The sequence below is a fragment of the Mesorhizobium sp. M4B.F.Ca.ET.143.01.1.1 genome (assembly GCF_004792275.1).
GTDB classification, from domain to species: domain Bacteria; phylum Pseudomonadota; class Alphaproteobacteria; order Rhizobiales; family Rhizobiaceae; genus Mesorhizobium; species Mesorhizobium abyssinicae.
Genome location: NZ_SRSR01000007.1, coordinates 74,700 through 91,647 on the forward strand (window position 1 = coordinate 74,700; position 16,948 = coordinate 91,647).

16 protein-coding genes are annotated in these 16,948 nt (G+C 66.0%); 10 read left to right on the forward strand and 6 right to left on the reverse strand.

The window, feature by feature from the left end; all coding sequences use genetic code 11:
- Window positions 1–154: 154 nt before the first annotated feature.
- Entirely contained in the window at window positions 155–1,477 is a 1,323-nt protein-coding gene (locus EN786_RS18665; RefSeq protein ID WP_135859240.1) for a DUF3422 family protein, read from the reverse strand.
- 209 nt (window positions 1,478–1,686) lie between these two features.
- Between EN786_RS18665 and EN786_RS18670 the strand changes: the two genes are divergently transcribed.
- The 3 genes from EN786_RS18670 to EN786_RS18680 are packed head-to-tail and all read left to right on the forward strand — an operon-like array spanning window position 1,687 to window position 4,479.
- On the forward strand, window positions 1,687–2,484 hold the full coding sequence (locus tag EN786_RS18670; RefSeq protein WP_127310490.1) for an FCD domain-containing protein: 798 nt from the start codon (window positions 1,687–1,689) through the stop codon (window positions 2,482–2,484).
- Between the two features lie 22 nt (window positions 2,485–2,506).
- A complete protein-coding gene (locus EN786_RS18675; RefSeq protein WP_127310491.1) occupies window positions 2,507–3,643 on the forward strand; it encodes an alpha-hydroxy acid oxidase in 1,137 nt (378 codons plus the stop codon).
- Window positions 3,644–3,702: 59 nt separating this feature from the next.
- Window positions 3,703–4,479, forward strand: coding sequence for a metallophosphoesterase (locus EN786_RS18680; RefSeq protein ID WP_127310492.1), 777 nt, complete (start codon window positions 3,703–3,705; stop codon window positions 4,477–4,479).
- A 46-nt stretch (window positions 4,480–4,525) separates the two neighbouring features.
- Here the strand turns inward: EN786_RS18680 and EN786_RS18685 are convergent, their stop codons facing one another.
- Both EN786_RS18685 and EN786_RS18690 read right to left on the reverse strand, forming a co-directional pair.
- Window positions 4,526–4,666 (reverse strand): hypothetical protein, encoded by a 141-nt coding sequence (locus EN786_RS18685; RefSeq protein WP_189340537.1) that lies wholly within the window; start codon window positions 4,664–4,666, stop codon window positions 4,526–4,528.
- Window positions 4,667–5,089: 423 nt separating this feature from the next.
- Window positions 5,090–5,788 carry a type 1 glutamine amidotransferase gene (locus EN786_RS18690; RefSeq protein ID WP_127310493.1) on the reverse strand — a complete coding sequence of 233 codons (699 nt, stop codon included), beginning with the start codon at window positions 5,786–5,788 and terminating at the stop codon, window positions 5,090–5,092.
- A gap of 75 nt (window positions 5,789–5,863) precedes the next feature.
- On the opposite strand from EN786_RS18690, the gene EN786_RS18695 reads away from it, so the two are divergent.
- From EN786_RS18695 to EN786_RS18710, 4 genes are all read left to right on the forward strand, one after another.
- On the forward strand, window positions 5,864–6,511 hold the full coding sequence (locus EN786_RS18695) for a hypothetical protein (protein WP_127310494.1): 648 nt from the start codon (window positions 5,864–5,866) through the stop codon (window positions 6,509–6,511).
- A gap of 31 nt (window positions 6,512–6,542) precedes the next feature.
- The gene (locus EN786_RS18700) at window positions 6,543–7,277 is read left to right on the forward strand and encodes a 16S rRNA (uracil(1498)-N(3))-methyltransferase (RefSeq protein WP_127310495.1); all 735 of its coding nucleotides are present in this window, start codon (window positions 6,543–6,545) and stop codon (window positions 7,275–7,277) included.
- Between the two features lie 104 nt (window positions 7,278–7,381).
- Window positions 7,382–8,755: a glutamate--cysteine ligase gene (locus EN786_RS18705; RefSeq protein ID WP_127283818.1), complete on the forward strand. Its 1,374-nt coding sequence runs from the start codon at window positions 7,382–7,384 to the stop codon at window positions 8,753–8,755.
- Window positions 8,756–8,858: 103 nt separating this feature from the next.
- Entirely contained in the window at window positions 8,859–9,863 is a 1,005-nt protein-coding gene (locus tag EN786_RS18710) for a DUF937 domain-containing protein (protein ID WP_127283819.1), read from the forward strand.
- A 147-nt stretch (window positions 9,864–10,010) separates the two neighbouring features.
- Here EN786_RS18710 and EN786_RS18715 read toward each other — a convergent pair whose 3' ends face one another.
- Window positions 10,011–10,301: a DUF1127 domain-containing protein gene (locus tag EN786_RS18715; RefSeq protein WP_127310497.1), complete on the reverse strand. Its 291-nt coding sequence runs from the start codon at window positions 10,299–10,301 to the stop codon at window positions 10,011–10,013.
- Between the two features lie 178 nt (window positions 10,302–10,479).
- Here EN786_RS18715 and EN786_RS18720 point away from each other — a divergent pair, with 178 nt between their 5' ends.
- Entirely contained in the window at window positions 10,480–11,436 is a 957-nt protein-coding gene (locus EN786_RS18720) for a LysR substrate-binding domain-containing protein (protein ID WP_127283821.1), read from the forward strand.
- A gap of 8 nt (window positions 11,437–11,444) precedes the next feature.
- On the opposite strand, the gene EN786_RS18725 is transcribed toward EN786_RS18720, so the two are convergent.
- A complete protein-coding gene (locus EN786_RS18725; protein ID WP_127310498.1) occupies window positions 11,445–13,673 on the reverse strand; it encodes an EAL domain-containing protein in 2,229 nt (742 codons plus the stop codon).
- A gap of 122 nt (window positions 13,674–13,795) precedes the next feature.
- Between EN786_RS18725 and xseA the strand changes: the two genes are divergently transcribed.
- On the forward strand, window positions 13,796–15,358 hold the full coding sequence (xseA, locus tag EN786_RS18730) for an exodeoxyribonuclease VII large subunit (protein WP_135908717.1): 1,563 nt from the start codon (window positions 13,796–13,798) through the stop codon (window positions 15,356–15,358).
- Between the two features lie 8 nt (window positions 15,359–15,366).
- Window positions 15,367–16,491: a P1 family peptidase gene (locus EN786_RS18735; RefSeq protein ID WP_127286755.1), complete on the forward strand. Its 1,125-nt coding sequence runs from the start codon at window positions 15,367–15,369 to the stop codon at window positions 16,489–16,491.
- Window positions 16,492–16,529: 38 nt separating this feature from the next.
- Here the strand turns inward: EN786_RS18735 and EN786_RS18740 are convergent, their stop codons facing one another.
- Window positions 16,530–16,781 carry a DUF768 domain-containing protein gene (locus tag EN786_RS18740; protein WP_127286754.1) on the reverse strand — a complete coding sequence of 84 codons (252 nt, stop codon included), beginning with the start codon at window positions 16,779–16,781 and terminating at the stop codon, window positions 16,530–16,532.
- Between the last annotated feature and the right edge of the window lie 167 nt (window positions 16,782–16,948).

Consider the following 16,948-nt stretch of genomic DNA (forward strand, 5'->3'; position numbering starts at 1 on the left):
TCTCCCCCCTTGAGGGGGAGATGGCGGCGAAGCGGTCAGAGGGGTCGTCTCGCACAGATCGCCAGCGCATCTTCCGTCGCGAACGAGGTTGGCGCCCCACGCGAGGCGACCCCCTCTGTCGGCTTCGGCGACATCTCCCCCTCGAGGGGGGAGACTACTCGCCCGGATGCTTCGCCGGCTCGGAGTGCATGCGCCGCACGCGGCGCACACCCCACCAGACCAGCAGCACTGCGACCGGCACCGCGGCGGCGGTGACGATTTCGGGCGCGAAGGCGTGGCCGAAGATCGAGGCGCCCTTGGCGAGATAGGAGATGAGGCCGACGACGTAGTAGGAAACGGCGGCAACGGAAAGCCCCTCGACCGTCTGCTGGAGGCGCAGCTGCAGGCGGGCGCGGTTGTTCATCGAGGCCAGCAGGTCGCGGTTCTGCTTCTCGACCTCGACATCGACCCAGGTGCGCAGGAGCGTGGTGGCGCGGGTGAGTTTGCGCGACAGGTTGGCCTGCCGCTCCTCGACCGAGCGGCAGGTGCGCATGGCCGGCGCCATGCGCCGCTGCAGGAAGCCCGCCCAGGTGTCGTAGCCGGACACCGGCTCTTCCTCCAATGCCTCAAGCCGCTCGACGACAATGCCGTCATAGGCGCGGCTGGCGCCGAAGCGATAGAGGCTGGAGGCGGCATCCGCCTCCAATTCGGCGGCCAGCTCGGTCAGGTCGGCAAGCAGCGTCTGGCTGTCGCGGGTCTCCGCCCCCTTCATTTCCAGCGTCGTCTGCGCCAGCCGGTCCTCGATGCGGCGGGCGCGGCCGGAGAGCGTCAGCGCCAGCGGCAGGCCAAGCATGGCCAGCGTCCGGTAGGTCTCGATGTCGAGCAGCCGCTGCGACAACGCGCCGGTGCTGGCCGGCGTCAGGCCGCGGTCGAGCACCAGCATGCGCGTCAGGCCGTCGCCGTCCTGGCGGAAGTCGGTGACGATGGCCGCGTTGCCTCGGCCGACCAGAGAGTAGCAGAGGCTGGTCGGGTCGAAATCGGCAATGAGCTTTTCGCTGGTTTGCGTCCATTTACGGATCTCGAGCCTGATCCCGGATATGACCGTGCCCGGCGGCGAAAACCCGTTGCCAAAAGGCGAATCCTCCTGCGATCCGGCGCTTTCGGCAAGCGGCCCTTCCCACAGGTAGGTGGAGAATTCGGTGTGCCGTTCCCAGCGCAACGAGCCCTTGCCCCACTTCATGGCATGGTGGCGGGCCTGGCGGTCGGGGGCGGCGATGCCAAGGCGTCGCGACATCTCCGAAAGCACCGCGTGGTCGACGCCGGAGCCGCCTTCGGTCATGAAGGAAAGCTGGATCAGCACGCGCGACTTCTCGATCAACGGATGCGGCCGGGCATGGACCTCGCCAAGCGCGCCGGCGCGGCCTCCATGCGCCGGAAAACCCATGACGCTGCCCTGGGCGCGTGGTTGGAATTCGAGATTGGACGTCTCGTCCGACACGGCCGGTCCCCCTGTTCTTGACCCTGCGTGTATCGGCGTCCTCTAGGGCCAATCGCCCGGAGACGCAAACAGCAAAGTTTAGCTGACGGGCATATAGGAAGGCGGCGTCGGCAGTGAGCCACGCCGGAGGAATTGGATAAATAATTTGACCAGTTGGGGACACAGGCTCTAATCTGGGCGACAACCGCTTCCCTTTCCCAGGCGCCCCGTTGAGCGATATTTTCTCCAGGATCGAGCATTCGCGCACCGCCGACGAGGTGGTGCAGCAGATCGAGAGCCTGATCCTCGAAGGCGTGCTGCGCACCGGCGACCGGCTGCCGGGCGAGCGCGAGCTGGCGCGCCAGTTCGACGTGTCACGGCCGATCCTGCGCGACGCGCTGAAGGCGCTGGAGGGGCGCGGGCTGCTGACGACCAAGGCCGGCGGCGGCACCCATGTCGCCGACGTCATCGGCCAGCTGTTCACCAAGCCGGTGACCGACCTCATCTCGATGCACCGCAAGGCGGTGACCGACTATCTGGAGTATCGCCGCGAGATCGAGGCGGTCGCCGCCGAATATGCGGCGCGGCGCGCCACGCCGGAAGACCTCACGCTGCTCGACAGCATCATGGCCCGCATGGACGAGGCGCACCGCACCGGCGATTTCGACGACGAGGCCGAGATCGATGTCGAATTTCATCACGCGGTTTGTGAGTGCGCGCACAACATCATCCTGCTGCATACGCTGCGCTCCTGCTACCGGCTGTTGTCGGAAGGTGTGTTCCAGAACCGGCTTCTCGTCTTCAGCGTGCCCGGCGCGCGCGAGGCGCTGCTTCACCAGCACCGGGCGATCTATGCGGCGATCAAGGGCGGCGATCCGGCGGCTGCCCGGCAAGCGGCCATGGACCACATCTCCTATGTCGAGCGCTCGATGCTCGAGGCCGAACGCAGCGGCGACTGGCAGCGCGTGTCACGGCTGAGGCTGAGACAGCGCTCCGACGCCGGCGACGGCGCCAAGACAACGAATTAGCGAACACCCAGCGGGAAAGACCATGAGCGACATCCTCACCATTGCCGATCTGAAGGACCTGGCGCGCCGCCGGGTGCCGAAGATGTTCTTCGACTACGCCGATTCCGGCGCTTGGACCGAAAGCACCTACCGCGCCAACGAGGAGGATTTCGCCAAAATCAAGTTCCGCCAGCGCGTGCTGGTGGATATGAGCAACCGCTCGCTGGAAACGACCATGATCGGCGAGAAGGTGGCGATGCCGGTGGCGCTGGCGCCAACCGGGCTGACCGGCATGCAGCACGCCGATGGCGAGATGCTGGCGGCCCAGGCGGCGGAGGAGTTCGGCGTGCCGTTCACGCTGTCGACGATGAGTATCTGCTCGATCGAGGATGTCGCCTCAGTGACGAAGAAGCCGTTCTGGTTCCAGCTCTACGTGCTGCGCGACAAGGACTTTGTCCTCAACCTCATCGACAGGGCAAAGGCGGCGAATTGCTCGGCTCTGGTGCTGACGCTCGACTTGCAGATCCTCGGCCAGCGCCACAAGGATGTCCGCAACGGGCTTTCGGCGCCGCCGAAGATGACGCTCGCCAACATCATCGACCTGGCGCTCAAGCCGCGCTGGTGCCTGGGCATTGCTGGCACCAAGCGCCGCACCTTCCGCAACATTGTCGGACACGCCAAGGGGGTCGGCGACGTCTCTTCGCTGTCGTCGTGGACGACGGAGCAGTTCGATCCGCAGCTTTCGTGGAAGGATGTCGCCTGGATCAAGGAACGCTGGGGCGGCAAGCTGATCCTGAAGGGCATCCTCGACAAGGAGGACGCGCTGATGGCGGCCCAGACCGGCGCCGATGCGATCGTCGTTTCCAACCATGGCGGACGCCAACTCGACGGCGCCGCCTCGTCGATCGAGGTGCTGGAGGAGATCGCCGACGCCGTCGGCGACAGGATCGAGGTGCACATGGATGGCGGCATCCGCTCGGGCCAGGACGTGCTCAAGGCGCTCTGCCTCGGCGCCAAGGGCACCTATATCGGGCGGCCCTTCCTCTACGGCCTCGGCGCCATGGGCAAGGACGGGGTCACCAAGGCGCTGGAGATCATCCGCAAGGAGATGGACATCACGCTGGCGCTGTGCGGTAAGCGTTTGGTAACCGACATGGGCAAGGACCAGCTGAGGCGCTAGGGCCTATTCACCTATCCGCTCTAGTTTCCCGTGATGATCGATACGGGAAGACGCTCGCCGTGACCGAAACCGGCATCCACTATCTCGACGCGCGCGGGCCGGAAGGCATGCGGCTCTACGCCATCGGCGACGTGCATGGCCGGCTCGACCTTCTGGCCGCCATGCACCGCCGGATCGAGAGCGAGCTCGAATACAAGCCGACCGCCGACTGGCGCGTCATCCATCTCGGCGACTATACCGACCGTGGTCCGGATTCCAGGGGCGTGATCGATTTCCTGATCGACGCAAGGGCACGCGACCCGCGCCATCTGACGCTTACCGGCAACCACGATGTCGGCTTCCTCGACTTTCTCGCCGAGCCCGACGCGGACGGCCTGTTCATGCGCTATGGCGGCATCCAAACGGCGCAGTCCTACGGCGTGACGCTGCCCGCGGCCAGTGGCTGGTTCGGCACGGCGGAGACGGCGTTGCGGGAGGGACACGCGACCCTGGTCGCGGCCGTGCCGCAAGCCCATGTCGACTTCTTGCGCTCACTGCCGTTTTCGGTGGCGTTCGGCGACTTCTTCTTCTGCCATGCCGGCATTCGGCCAGGCGTACCGCTCGAAAGCCAGAGTCCGCAGGACCTGATCTGGATTCGCGACGCCTTTCACGATCACCCCGGCCTTTATCCGAAAGTGATCGTGCATGGGCACACACCGGTGCCGGAGGCCGAAATCATGGCCAACCGCGTCAATGTCGACACGCTCGCATGGCATTCGGGAACGCTCAGCGCGCTCGTCGTCGACGGCGCGGATAAGCGCATCCTGACGGTCGAGGCGCAGCGGTTCCAGTCATGATCCCGGCTATGGGATCAGCTTTCCGTTTGTCGGGAAGGACCAGGCTTTAGCGAAGGGCGGCGGTGACGCCGTAGCCGTCGACGGCCTGGTGATTGTTGGCGGCGTCGGCCGAATAGATGCCGAGGCCGCACAGGACGATGGCAGACAGCATGATAAAGGACAGAAGCGCTGCTTTCACGGACGTCATCTCTGGTTGAGCTTCCTGCATCTGTGCACGACCCGGTTACCAATGCGTTGAAACGATAAAATGCGTCTCAATGTTTCGACGATTTCGCGTTTCTAAGCAGATTCCGTATCGCCGGTGTGTCGCGCGGATCACACAGAAGGTTCATCGCGGTTGCACCGGCGATACAAAGCGCGCGCCTTCTAGGATGGCGCGCGGACACAAACCAAGGATGAAAAGGGTTTTCCCCAGCCGGAACTGCCGTGGCGTGCCAATAATGTCACGCCGCCCCAGGTCTGCGCGCCAAGGTGAGTTGAGATTCAGGTCAGGCCGAGCCGAAAAACTATGGCTTCTGAGAACCGGAGCGGAGCGTACATGAAGTACGTGAGCACCAGAAGCGCAGGAGGCCATTGTTTGCAGGCCGCCTCACCTGAACATCGACACGCTTCAGATGGTCGCCACCCAGGCGCGGGCAATGGCCAGACCGGCGGCGTCGGCATCGGGACCGTTGCGGGTGATTTCGCCGTCGAGCCGGTCGTTCCAGTCGGGATGGCGCTCGGCGATGAGGGAGGCGAAGGAGGTGCTCCAGTCGCGCACCATCGGCGTATCCGCTTCGAAATGGAACTGGAAGCCGTAGACGGCGCGGCCAAGGCGGAAGGCCTGGTTCTCGGCGACGGCGCTGCCTGCCAGCCGCACGGCATTCTGCGGCAGCACGAAGGTGTCGTCGTGCCATTCGAAGATCGGGAAATTCTCCGGCAAGGCGGCCAGCACCGGATCGGTCTTCGCCGCCGGCGTCAGCGACACCTGGTGCCAGCCGAACTCGGTGGCACCGCCGATCTGGTTCTCGCCGCCGAAGGCCCGCGCCAGCAACTGGCTGCCGAGGCAGATGCCGAGCACCGATCGGTCCCTGTCGGCGAAGTCGCGCGTCAGATCGAGCAGTTCGGGGAAATAGGGGCAAAGCTCGTCATCGAGCGCGTTCTGGGCACCGCCGAGCACGACCATGGCGTCATGCTCGCCGCTGTGCCCGGGCAAGGCCTCGCCGTTGTAGGGCTTGCGCAGATCGATATCGGCGCCGGCCTCGACCAGCGCTGCGCAGATCTGGCCAAGGCCTTCATTGTCGAAATTCTGGACGACCAGGACGCGCATCGAAACCCTGCTGACATGATATTGAGCCCGCGAGCGATATCATGGCGCCCGCATCGCAGCCAAGAAGGAACGCCTATGCCACTGCAGAACCGGGTCGATCCGTTCGGCGCCATCCATGCCGTCCCCGAACGCGGCCTGTTCACCGGCAATCGCGGCATCATCCACGACCCCGAGACGAAGACGTTGCTGAAGAAGCGCTGGGCGCTACAGGCCTGGATCATCTGCGTGTGCCAATTTCGCAATGTGCGACGCGAGCCGATGGGCCGCAACAGGCCGGGCGGCAAGGCGGGCTGGACCGAACTGTTCTTCCTCGACGAGGTGACGGCGCTGGCCGCCGGCCATCGGCCCTGCTTCTTTTGCCGGCGCGAACGGGCCAGCGACTTCGTCCGCCGGTTCGGCGAGGCCTCCGCCATCGCCGAGCCGCGCGCGCCGATGCTCGACAAGCGGCTGCACAAGGAGCGGCTGGCCTCGGGCGGCCAGCCGCCAACGGTCAAGCCGGAAGAGCTGGCCGCCCTGCCCGATGGCAGCATGATCGCGGACGGCAACACGGCCTATGCGCTGCGTGGCGGCAAGGCGCTGCGCTGGTCGTTCGCGGGCTATGGCACACCGGCCGCTTTTGGCGACCTGGCTGGCCGGCCGCTTCGCCTGCTGACACCGGCGACCACCATCTCGGTGCTGCGGCAAGGCTACGCGCCGGCATGGCACCCTTCGGCCGAGGCTTGACGGCAAAGCCCGCCTCGCCCATTGCTCGGCGATGCGCGCCAATTACAAGATGCAGCGGCTGTTCGTGCCGGACGACCTCGGAGCGGGCATCGAATTCGATGCCGGGCAGCAGCAAAGCCATTACCTGATGCATGTGCTGCGTCTTTCCGAAGGCGTCGAGATCCTGGTCTTCAACGGCCGCGACGGCGAATGGTCGGCGGCGATCGCCGCCAGATCCAAGAAGGCGGTGCGGCTGAAGGTGCTCGACCAACAACGGCCGCAGCCGCCGCTGCCCGACCTCGTCTACTGCTTCGCGCCGCTGAAGCAGGGACGGCTCGACTATCTGGTGCAAAAGGCGGTCGAGATGGGCGCCGGTATCCTGCAGCCGGTGATCACCCAGCATACGCAGGTTGCAAAACCGGGCATCGAGCGGCTGCGCGCCAATGTCGTCGAGGCGGCCGAGCAATGCGGCATCCTCGCCGTGCCCGAGGTGCGCGAGGCGGAAAAGTTCGAGCGCCTGCTGACAGGCTGGGACAAGGAACGGCGGCTGATCTTCTGCGACGAGGATGCCTCGACCAACAACCCGCTGCCGGCGCTGCAGGCGGTCGGCGAGACAAAGCTCGCGCTGCTGGTCGGGCCGGAGGGCGGCTTTTCCGACGACGAGCGCAAGATGCTGAGGGCATTGCCTTTCGTCACCGCCATCCCGCTTGGGCCACGCATCCTGCGCGCCGACACCGCCGCCGTGGCCGCGCTCGCGGTGATGCAGGCCACGATCGGCGACTGGTGATCAAATCCAGTTGAGCCTTGGCTCAGGATTTTTCGCTTGATCGGCTACTGACATTTCGTCCATTTAGCGCCCGGCGGCGAGATAGCCGCTGCGGAGGGCTTCCCATGGCGCGCGACACAACCGATTTCCGGCCCATCGAGGGCGTCGACGAGCTCGTCGCCTATCTTGCCGAAGGCAACAAGCCGCGCGAGCAATGGCGCATCGGCACCGAGCACGAGAAGTTTCCGTTCTATGTCGACGGCAACGCGCCGGTGCCGTATGGCGGCGAGCGCGGCATCCGCGCCATTCTCGAAGGCATGCAGCAAAAGCTCGGCTGGGACCCGATCCTGGACGACGGACGCATCATCGGCCTGGTCGAGCCGACCGGCCAGGGGGCGATCTCGCTGGAGCCCGGCGGCCAGTTCGAACTGTCGGGCGCGCCGCTGGAGTCGATCCACCAGACCTGCCGCGAGGGCAACGCGCACCTCTCCCAGGTGCGCGAGATCGCCGAACCGCTGGGCATCCGCTTCCTCGGCCTCGGCGGCAGCCCGAAATGGTCGCTCGCCGAAACGCCGAAAATGCCGAAGTCGCGCTACGAGATCATGACGCGCTACATGCCGAAGGTCGGCACCAGGGGCCTCGACATGATGTACCGCACCTGCACCATCCAGGTGAACCTCGACTTCGAGAGCGAGGCGGACATGCGCCGCAAGATGCAGGTCTCGCTCAAGCTGCAGCCGCTGTCGACGGCGCTGTTCGCCAACTCGCCCTTCACCGAAAGCCGGCCGAACGGACTGCAGAGCTGGCGCGGCGATATCTGGCGCGACACCGACAACCAGCGCTCCGGCCTGCTCGAATTCTGCTTCTCGCCCGATTTCGGCTTCGCCGACTATGTCGAATGGGCGCTCGACGTGCCGATGTATTTCGTCATCCGCGACGGCCACTATCACGACATGACGCACATCACCTTCCGCCAGTTCATGGCAGGGGCCGCCCGCAATGAGGTCCCGGACGGGCTGCCGACGATGGGCGACTGGGCGAACCATCTGTCGACGCTGTTCCCCGACGTCAGGCTGAAGCGCTTCCTCGAAATGCGCGGCGCCGACGGCGGGCCGTGGCGGCGCATCTGCGCGCTGCCGGCCTTCTGGGTCGGGCTGCTCTACGACGAGGCGGCGCTGGAGGCTGCCGAGGCGTTGACCGCGAGCTGGACCTACAAGGAAGTGCTGGCAATGCGCAACGCGGTGCCGGAGCTGGGCATTTCGGCGCCGTTCCGCAACACGACCTTGCGCGATGTCGCCCGCGACGTGCTCGCCATTTCGCGCTCGGGGCTGAAGAACCGCGCCCGCAAGAACCGCGACGGCTATGACGAGACCTCGTTCCTGAACACGCTGGACGAAGTCGTGGCGCGCGGCACGACCAGCGCCGAGGAAATGCTGTCGGCCTACCACACGCGCTGGGGCGGCTCGATCGAGCCCGTGTTCATGGAATATGCTTACTGACCCTTCGCCGTCCGCCCGGCGGAGAGGGCGGCAAAAGCCGCTTCAATCAGCGATGGAAACGAACTAGGCTTCTCCAACGAGGATGTTCCCGGAGGAGAACCCAATGCCTTCCCTGTTCGACATATTCGCCCAGGCCCAGAACGGCGCCGGCATGCAGGCGCTGGCTCAGCAGTTCGGGCTTTCGATGCAGCAGACCCAGGCCGCGGTCGAGGCGCTGCTGCCGGCCTTTTCGCAAGGGCTGCAGCGCAACACGGCCGACCCCTACGGGCTCGGCGCTTTCATGACGGCGATGGCGAGCGGCCAGCACGCCAAATATTTCGAGGACGCGACCCGGGCCTTCTCGCCGCAAGGCATCAACGAGGGCAACGGCATTCTTGGCCATCTGTTCGGCTCGAAGGAGCTGTCGCGGGCCGTCGCCAGCCAGGCCGCGCAAGCGACCGGTCTCAGCCAGCAGGTGCTGCAGCAGATGCTGCCGGCGATGGCCTCGATGATGATGGGCGGGCTGTTCAAGCAGACCACCAACCAGATGCAGGCGGCGGGCGGCTTCGGCGGCGGCGGCAATCCGCTCGGCGAGATCATACAGCAGATGATGCGACAGGCGGGCGGCAGCGCGCAGCAGCCGCAACAGGCGCCCAATCCCTACGGCGACAACCCGCTCGGCAAGGTGCTGCAGGACATGTTCGGCGGCGGCGCGCAGCAGCCGCCGAGCCAGCCGCAGCAGGCGCCCAATCCCTATGGCGACAACCCGCTCGGCAAGGTGCTGCAGGACATGTTCGGCGGCGGCGCGCAACAGCCGCAAGGCCGGACGCAGCCGCAGGCCCAAAGCCCCTATGGCGACAACCCGCTGGGCAAGATGTTCGAGGAGATGCTGCGGCAAGGTGGCGACGGTTTCGGCTTGCCCGGGGCCGAGCCGGCGCCGCAGCAACCGCAGGCGTCTCAGCCACGCCAGGCGCCGCAGCCGCAGACCAATCCGAGCGGCAGGCCGCGGAACCCGTTCGACGATATCTTCGGCAAGATGTTCGAGACCGGCGCGCAGCAGCGCGACGAGTATCAGAAGGGCATGGAGACGATTTTCGATCAGTTCAAGCGGGGCATGGATCGACGATAGCCCGAAAAGAAAAGCCCGGTCCTTGGGAGGACCGGGCAGCGTGCAGGCAGGCCGGGGGAACCGGCAGGGAGTGGGGAGCCTGCATGAACCTTGGTCGCCGCGCCCCTTGAAAAGGTTCAGGGCGACCGAATGCGCCAGCCGGCTGGATCAAGCCACCTTGCGGGCGAGATCCTCGATCGTGTCGACCCGGTCGCTGGCGATCGCGCGCAGCTTCACGGTCGGATCACGGCCAAAGGGCACGGCAACGGCGACGTGAAGGTCGGCGCGTGTCAGGCCGATGTCGGCGAGCTCGGCGTCCGACATCTCGCCGAGGCGATAGAATTCGCGGCGGTTTTTCCAGGCTCGGTAGGCATCGGCGACGGCATTGAGCACGCGCGTCGCAACGGCCGGACGCGTGGTGACGCGCGAGGTCTCGGTGGCGAAATCAAACGTGGTCATGTCAGTCCTCCTTCAGAGTCGAGCAGACGAAGCCGGGCAAACGTCGCTGGGAGGAGCGCCGTTCCGGTCTCGATTCACATGCCTTCATGTGGATGTTGGGGAATGTGCCACCGTGCGATTGATTAATCCAACGAATGTTTCTAATCTTTAGCATCAACATCAATGATGGATTGGACCGATGAAAGCGCCGCTCGATCTCGATCAGTTGCAGACCTTCATCTCGATCGCCGATACCGGCAGCTTCACCCGCGCGGCGGAAGAGGTGCACCGGACGCAGTCGGCGGTGTCGATGCAGATGCGCCGGCTGGAGGAGCGGATCGGCAAGCCGCTGTTCGAAAAGGACGGCCGCACCAACAAGCTGACCGAGGAAGGCGACAGGCTGCTTTCCTATGCGAGGCGGCTGATCTTCCTCAACCGGGAGACGCTGGCCGCCTTCGACGACAAGCGGCTGGAAGGCACGATCCGCATCGGCACGCCGGACGACTACGCCGACCGCTTCCTGCCCGAGATCATGGCGCGCTTCACGCGCTCCAATCCGCGGGTCGAGCTGACCGTCATCTGCGAGCCGACGCCGGGACTGGTCGAACACATCAAGCGCGGCAATCTCGACCTGGCCCTGGTGACGCACAACGACACGCGCGGCCAGTCGGAAGTGGTGCGGCGCGAGCCGCTGTTGTGGGTGACCTCGGCAAACCATGCCACGCATGAGCAGGAAATCCTGCCGATGGCCTTCGGCCGGCCGAACTGCATCTGGCGCCGCGCCGCCGTCGACGTGCTCGACCGGCAGAACCGCGAGTACCGCATCCTGTTCTCCAGCTTCTCGGCGACCGTCATCACCGCCGCGGTGCTTTCCGGCCTCGCGATCTCGGTGCTGCCCGAATGCGCGCTGCGGCCCGGCATGCGCGTGCTCGGCGAGGCCGACGGCTTCGGCACCCTGCCCGACTGCCGCATCGGCATCATGCGCGGCCAAACCTCGCAGCCGGAGATCGTCGACGCGCTTGCCCGCCACATCTGCGAAAGCCTCGACAACATATCGGTGCCGCTCGGCGAAGAGACGGGAAGCTTCGATTTCGCCGCGCTCGCCTTCACCAAGATGAAGCGGACCAAGCCGAACCAGATCATGCCGGGCTGGTAGGGTCTTTCCTAGGCGCGCGCGGCCGCCGGCACGACGTCGTGCGGCTTAGCCAGGCCGGAAAGGCCGAGCAACTGGGCCGGTTCGAGCGGTGGCGACAGGAAATAGCCCTGGAACTGCCGGCAGCCCATGGCGGCCAGCAGGATCTTCTGCGCCTCGGTCTCGACCCCCTCGGCGGTGACGTCGACGCCGAGCGCGACGGCGAGGTCGATCAGCGCCTTGACGATCGCCGCCGCATTGGCCTCGCCGTCGAGCAGCCGCACAAAGGAGCGGTCGATCTTGAGCTTGTCGATGGCGTGGCGGCGCAGATAGCTCAGCGACGAATAGCCGGTGCCGAAATCGTCGAGCACGATGCCGACACCGGACTCGCGCAAGGCCGTCAGAGCTGCCCGCGAGGCATCGCTGTTTTCCAGAAGCACGCTCTCGGTGATCTCGAGCTGCAGGCGCTGCGGCGCCAGGCCGGTATCGGCGAGGATCGAAGCAACCTGTTCGGCAAAGCCGGCGTCACGCAACTGCAGCGGCGACACATTGACGGCGAGCCACGGCAATTCGGTGCGCACGGCGAAGCGGCAGGCTTCCTGCAGCACCCATGCGCCGAGCTGGCCGATCATGCCGCGCTCCTCGGCAATGGCGATGAACTGCGCCGCCGGCAAGGCGCCGTGCACCTCATGCCCCCAGCGGATCAGCGCCTCCGCGCCCAGGATCGTCTTGCCGTTTGCCGCGAACACCGGCTGGTAGGCGAGCCCAATGCCGGTGCCACCATCGAGGGCCTTGCGAAGCTCGGTCTCGACCTTGCGCTTGCGCAAGAGAAGGTCGTCCATGTCGCCGGCGAAGACCTGGTGCCGGCCGCGGCCATTCTTCTTGGCCTCGTAAAGCGCGATGTCGGCCTTGCGCAGCAGATCGTCGGCATCGATCTCGGCGCCGACCGACAGCGCGATGCCGATGCTGGCGCTGATGAAGACCTGATCGTCGATCAGCTTGAACGGCTCCTGCAGCTTCTGCAGCAGCCGCTCGGCAATATCCTCCGCGGCGCGGATATCGCGGATGTCGATGAGGATCAGCGCGAATTCGTCGCCGCCCAGGCGCGCCACGGTGTCGACTTCACGAACGGTATGCTGGAGCCTGGCCGCCGTCTGGCGCACCAGTTCGTCGCCAGCCGGATGGCCGAGCGTGTCATTGATATGCTTGAAGCGGTCGAGATCGAGGTAGAGCAGCGCCACTTTCCCCATATCGTGACCGGCCGTGTCGTGGGTGGTCCTGAGCAGGGCCCGCCGGAGCCGATCCTCGAACAGGGCGCGGTTGGGCAGACCCGTGAGCGTGTCGTGGAAAGCGAGGTATTGCGCCTCGTCCTGGCTGGTCTGCAGCGCCGACGATGCGCGGCGCAGGCGGCGCAGCAGGAAGGCGAGCACGCTCGCCGCGAGCAGCAGGCCGATTATCAAGGCCGGGGCCGCCTTGCGCACCAGCGTCAGGCCGGGCCGTTCCTGGTCCCAGCCGATATAGCCGAGAATGACACCGCGAGAATCCAAGAGCGGAATGGCAGCCGAGCCGGTCGGCTGCGACAGCGGCAGCAGATGCGCGCCGTCCAGCAGATATTTTTCGGCGATCTTGCCGATCACCTTGTCGCTGATGAACTCGACCGAGATGTGGAGGTATTCGCTGCCCGGTGCCTGGGTGAGCCGGTTCGTGCTGGGGACGAGCGGCATGATGCTGAGAATGGCCGGCTTGCCGCCGAGCGCCACCAGGTCTTCGCCGACCATCTTCGCCGGCGCGGCCGAAGCGTCCTCGCTCGGCGGCTCGGCCATCTTAGCGCGCAGACTTTCGATGGTGGGCAGCAATGCGGGCGCGTCCTCGCCATAGACGGACGGATCGAGCACCTTGCCTTCCCGCATGGCGTGAACCGGACGGTTTGCGGCATCCAGCACATAGACCCGGTTGTGGCCGTAATAGGAGTACATCCAGACGCTGAGGTTCTCCTCTATCCAGGCCTGGTTTCCCGCCTTCACGTTGATGATGGAATCATCCCAGACGGTCACGCTCTCCTGCTCGCGCTCCACCGCCGCGATCTGATCCTTCAAGCCATTGGCAAAGAATATCTTTTGCCGCTCGAGCGAGACATGATCGGCCTGGGCAGTGGCGTAGAAGCCGAAGCCGACGACCATGGCCAGCGCGAAGGCGGCGAGCATCAGCACGGTCAGCGTGACCTGATGCGTCAATGGGCTGTTGCTTGCGCGTGCGCTCATGCGTTCCTGGCCAGCTGCGTTGCCGACAAGTCAAAGCAAATTGGGCTTAAGATCGCGTTATAATATTAGCGCGGATTGAGCGCCGCCTTGACGCGGACGGGCAACCACCCCTCAATCGGCCGATGAGCGATACGGCATCCGAATCACGCAGCAATGCCACCGAATACACGGTGAGCGAGATCTCCGGAGCGCTGAAGCGCACGGTCGAGGACGCGTTCGGCAATGTGCGGGTGCGCGGCGAGATTTCCGGCTATCGCGGCCCGCATTCGTCCGGCCACGCCTATTTCGCATTGAAGGACGACCGCGCGCGGCTCGATGCCGTGGTGTGGAAGACCACGATGAGCCGGCTGAAATTCCGCCCCGAGGAAGGGATGGAGGTGATCGCCACCGGCAGGCTGACGACCTATCCCGGCAAGTCCAATTACCAGATCGTCATCGACAATCTGGAACCGGCCGGTGCCGGCGCGCTGATGGCGCTGCTCGAGGAACGCAAGCGCCGGCTGCAGGCCGAGGGCCTGTTCGATGCCGGCCGCAAGCGGCGGCTGCCGTTCATGCCCGGCGTCATCGGCGTCGTCACCTCGCCGACCGGCTCGGTGATCCGCGACATCATCCACCGCATCAAGGACCGCTTCCCGCTGCACGTCCTGGTCTGGCCGGTCAGGGTGCAGGGCGAGACGGCGGGCGCGGAAGTGACCGCCGCGGTCAACGGCTTCAACGCGCTCGCCCGGGATGGCGCCATCCCTCATCCCGACGTGCTGATCGTGGCGCGCGGCGGCGGCAGCCTCGAGGATCTCTGGGGCTTCAACGACGAGGCCCTGGCGCGCGCGGTCGCCGCCTCGCGCATTCCGGTCATCTCCGCCGTCGGCCACGAGACGGACTGGACGCTGATCGACTTCGCGGCCGACATGCGGGCGCCGACGCCGACGGGCGCGGCCGAGATCGCCGTGCCGGTCAGGGCCGACCTCGAAGCGACGCTGGCAAGCCTCGCAGCACGGCTCAGAGCTTGCGCCTCGCGCAATCTCGAACGCAAGCGCCAGGCGGTGCGCGCGGCGGCGCGGGCGCTGCCCTCGCCCGATCAGTTGTTGGCCCTGCCACGCCGCCGCTTCGACGAGGCGACGAGCCGGCTCGGCCGGGCCCTGACGGTGAGCATCGAGCGCAAGCGCGCAAGGCTGGAGCGGCAGCGGCTGACGCCCGCCGCACTCTCCCGCCGCATCAACGAAGCGCGCACGCTGACCGGCCGCGATCTCGCCCGCGCGCAGGCGGCGTTCTTTGCCATCGCGCGCGAGAGGCGGGCACGCTTCAAACGCACCGCCGCAAGGCTGTCGCCGGCGCCGATCGTCAGGCGTCAGAAGGCTCAAGGCGACGCTCTGACCGGGCTGACGCGGCGCCAGGACCATGCCATCGCGAGACGGCTGGACCGGTTGCGCGCGAGCTTGACCCAGGCCGACCGGCTTTTGTCGACGCTGTCGCACAAGGCGGTGCTGGCGCGCGGCTTCGCGCTGGTCAAGGATGCCGAAGGCGCGGTGATCAAGCTGGCGGCGGACGTGGTACCAGGGGCGGCGCTGTCGCTGGAATTCGCCGACGGCAGCGCCGACGCGGTCGCCACCGGCGGCGGCGCGCGGCCCAAGGCGTCGGCCAAACCAGCCAAGCCAAGGGAGCCGGGCAATCAAGGCTCGCTGTTCTGAGGCGCGGCATGACAGGACATGATCCGCATTTCCTGACGCCGTCCCGAAAGCAGCGCGCCCGCGCTTTCGGCATCGGCTTCGACGGCACGGCCGGGGAGTTCAATGCCATCACCGATGTGCCGGGCGTTTCGGTGGGCTATACGACGCTGATCTCGGGCGACGGGCCGCTGGTCGTCGGCAAGGGGCCGGTGCGCACCGGCGTGACCGCCATCCTGCCCAGGCCGATTGCTGAACTCGCGACGCCGGTCTTTGCCGGCGTCTTCAGCCAGAACGGCAACGGCGAACTGACGGGAACGCACATCATCGAGGAGACCGGCGCCTTCAATTTCCCGGTCACCATCACCAACACGCATTCCTGCGGGGTCACCCGCGACGGCACGCTGCGCTGGATGCACAAGGTGCTGCCGGCCGCGCTCGACACAGGCTGGGGCCTGCCGGTGGCGGCGGAGACCTTTGACGGCTTCCTCAACGATATCAACGGCCATCATGTCAGCTTCGACGATGTTGCCGGCGCGCTCGACAGCGCTGCCATCGGCGCTATCGAGGAAGGCAGCGTCGGCGGCGGCACCGGCATGATCGCCTTCGGCTTCAAGGCCGGGTCCGGCACCGCATCGCGCATCGTCGCATGGCAGGACAGCCGCTACACCGTCGGGGTGTTCGTGCAGGCGAATTTCGGCAAGCGGCGCAATTTCACCCTGCGCGGCCAGCGCGTCGGGCCAGATCTCGCCGAACCGGCGATCCGCGAAGGCACGCCGCGCGCCGAAAAGGGTTCGATCATCGCCATCGTCGCCACCGACGCGCCGTTCCTGCCGCATCAGATGAAGCGGCTGGCGAGGCGTGTGCCGCTCGGCATCGCCATGACCGGCGGCTACGGCTACCACAGCTCGGGCGACATTTTTCTCGCTTTCTCGACCGCCAACCCGGAGGCTGCGCTCGGACCGTCAGGACGGATCGCGCATGCCGATTTCGTTGCGGACGTCGATATCGATCCGTTTTTCGATGCGGTGGTGCAAGGGGTGGAGGAAGCGATCCTCAACGCGCTGGTCGCCAATGAGGACATGACAGGGCGGGACGGCAATTTCGTGCCGGCGCTGCCGAAGGCCTGGCTTCAGGCCAAATTCCCGAAAGGGTAGTCGCTGCCTGGGACAGGCGCGCCCCGCCCGGGTCTAGCTCACTCGGACGGCTTGTCCGGATGGGTTTCTTGCTCGGCCTCGGCGGCCTCTTCGAGGCGCGATGCGATCAATTCCTTGATGTCGCCGACCTCTTCCTGGATGTCCTCGAGAAGAATGCCCTCCTCGGCCGCCTTGGCCGCGCATTCCCTGGCGAGGGTCTCGGCCTGCGTGTCGATCTTTACCGGCGAGTGCTGGCAATGGACCTTCTCGCCAATCCACCCCCGCAAGAACTCGATCGCATGTTCACTCATACTGCTTTTCCCTAGCGGCTATGCCGGTTGGTAATCATAAACGTCGGCACCCCGCAAAGGATGCATGCACCCATTCCAGCCGAGTCGGCATCTCCCGGCAAGTTGATCTTGCCCGAGGTCCACAGCGTGCGAGAGGAGGGAAGCGTCAAGGGACACGTTCTGATCGT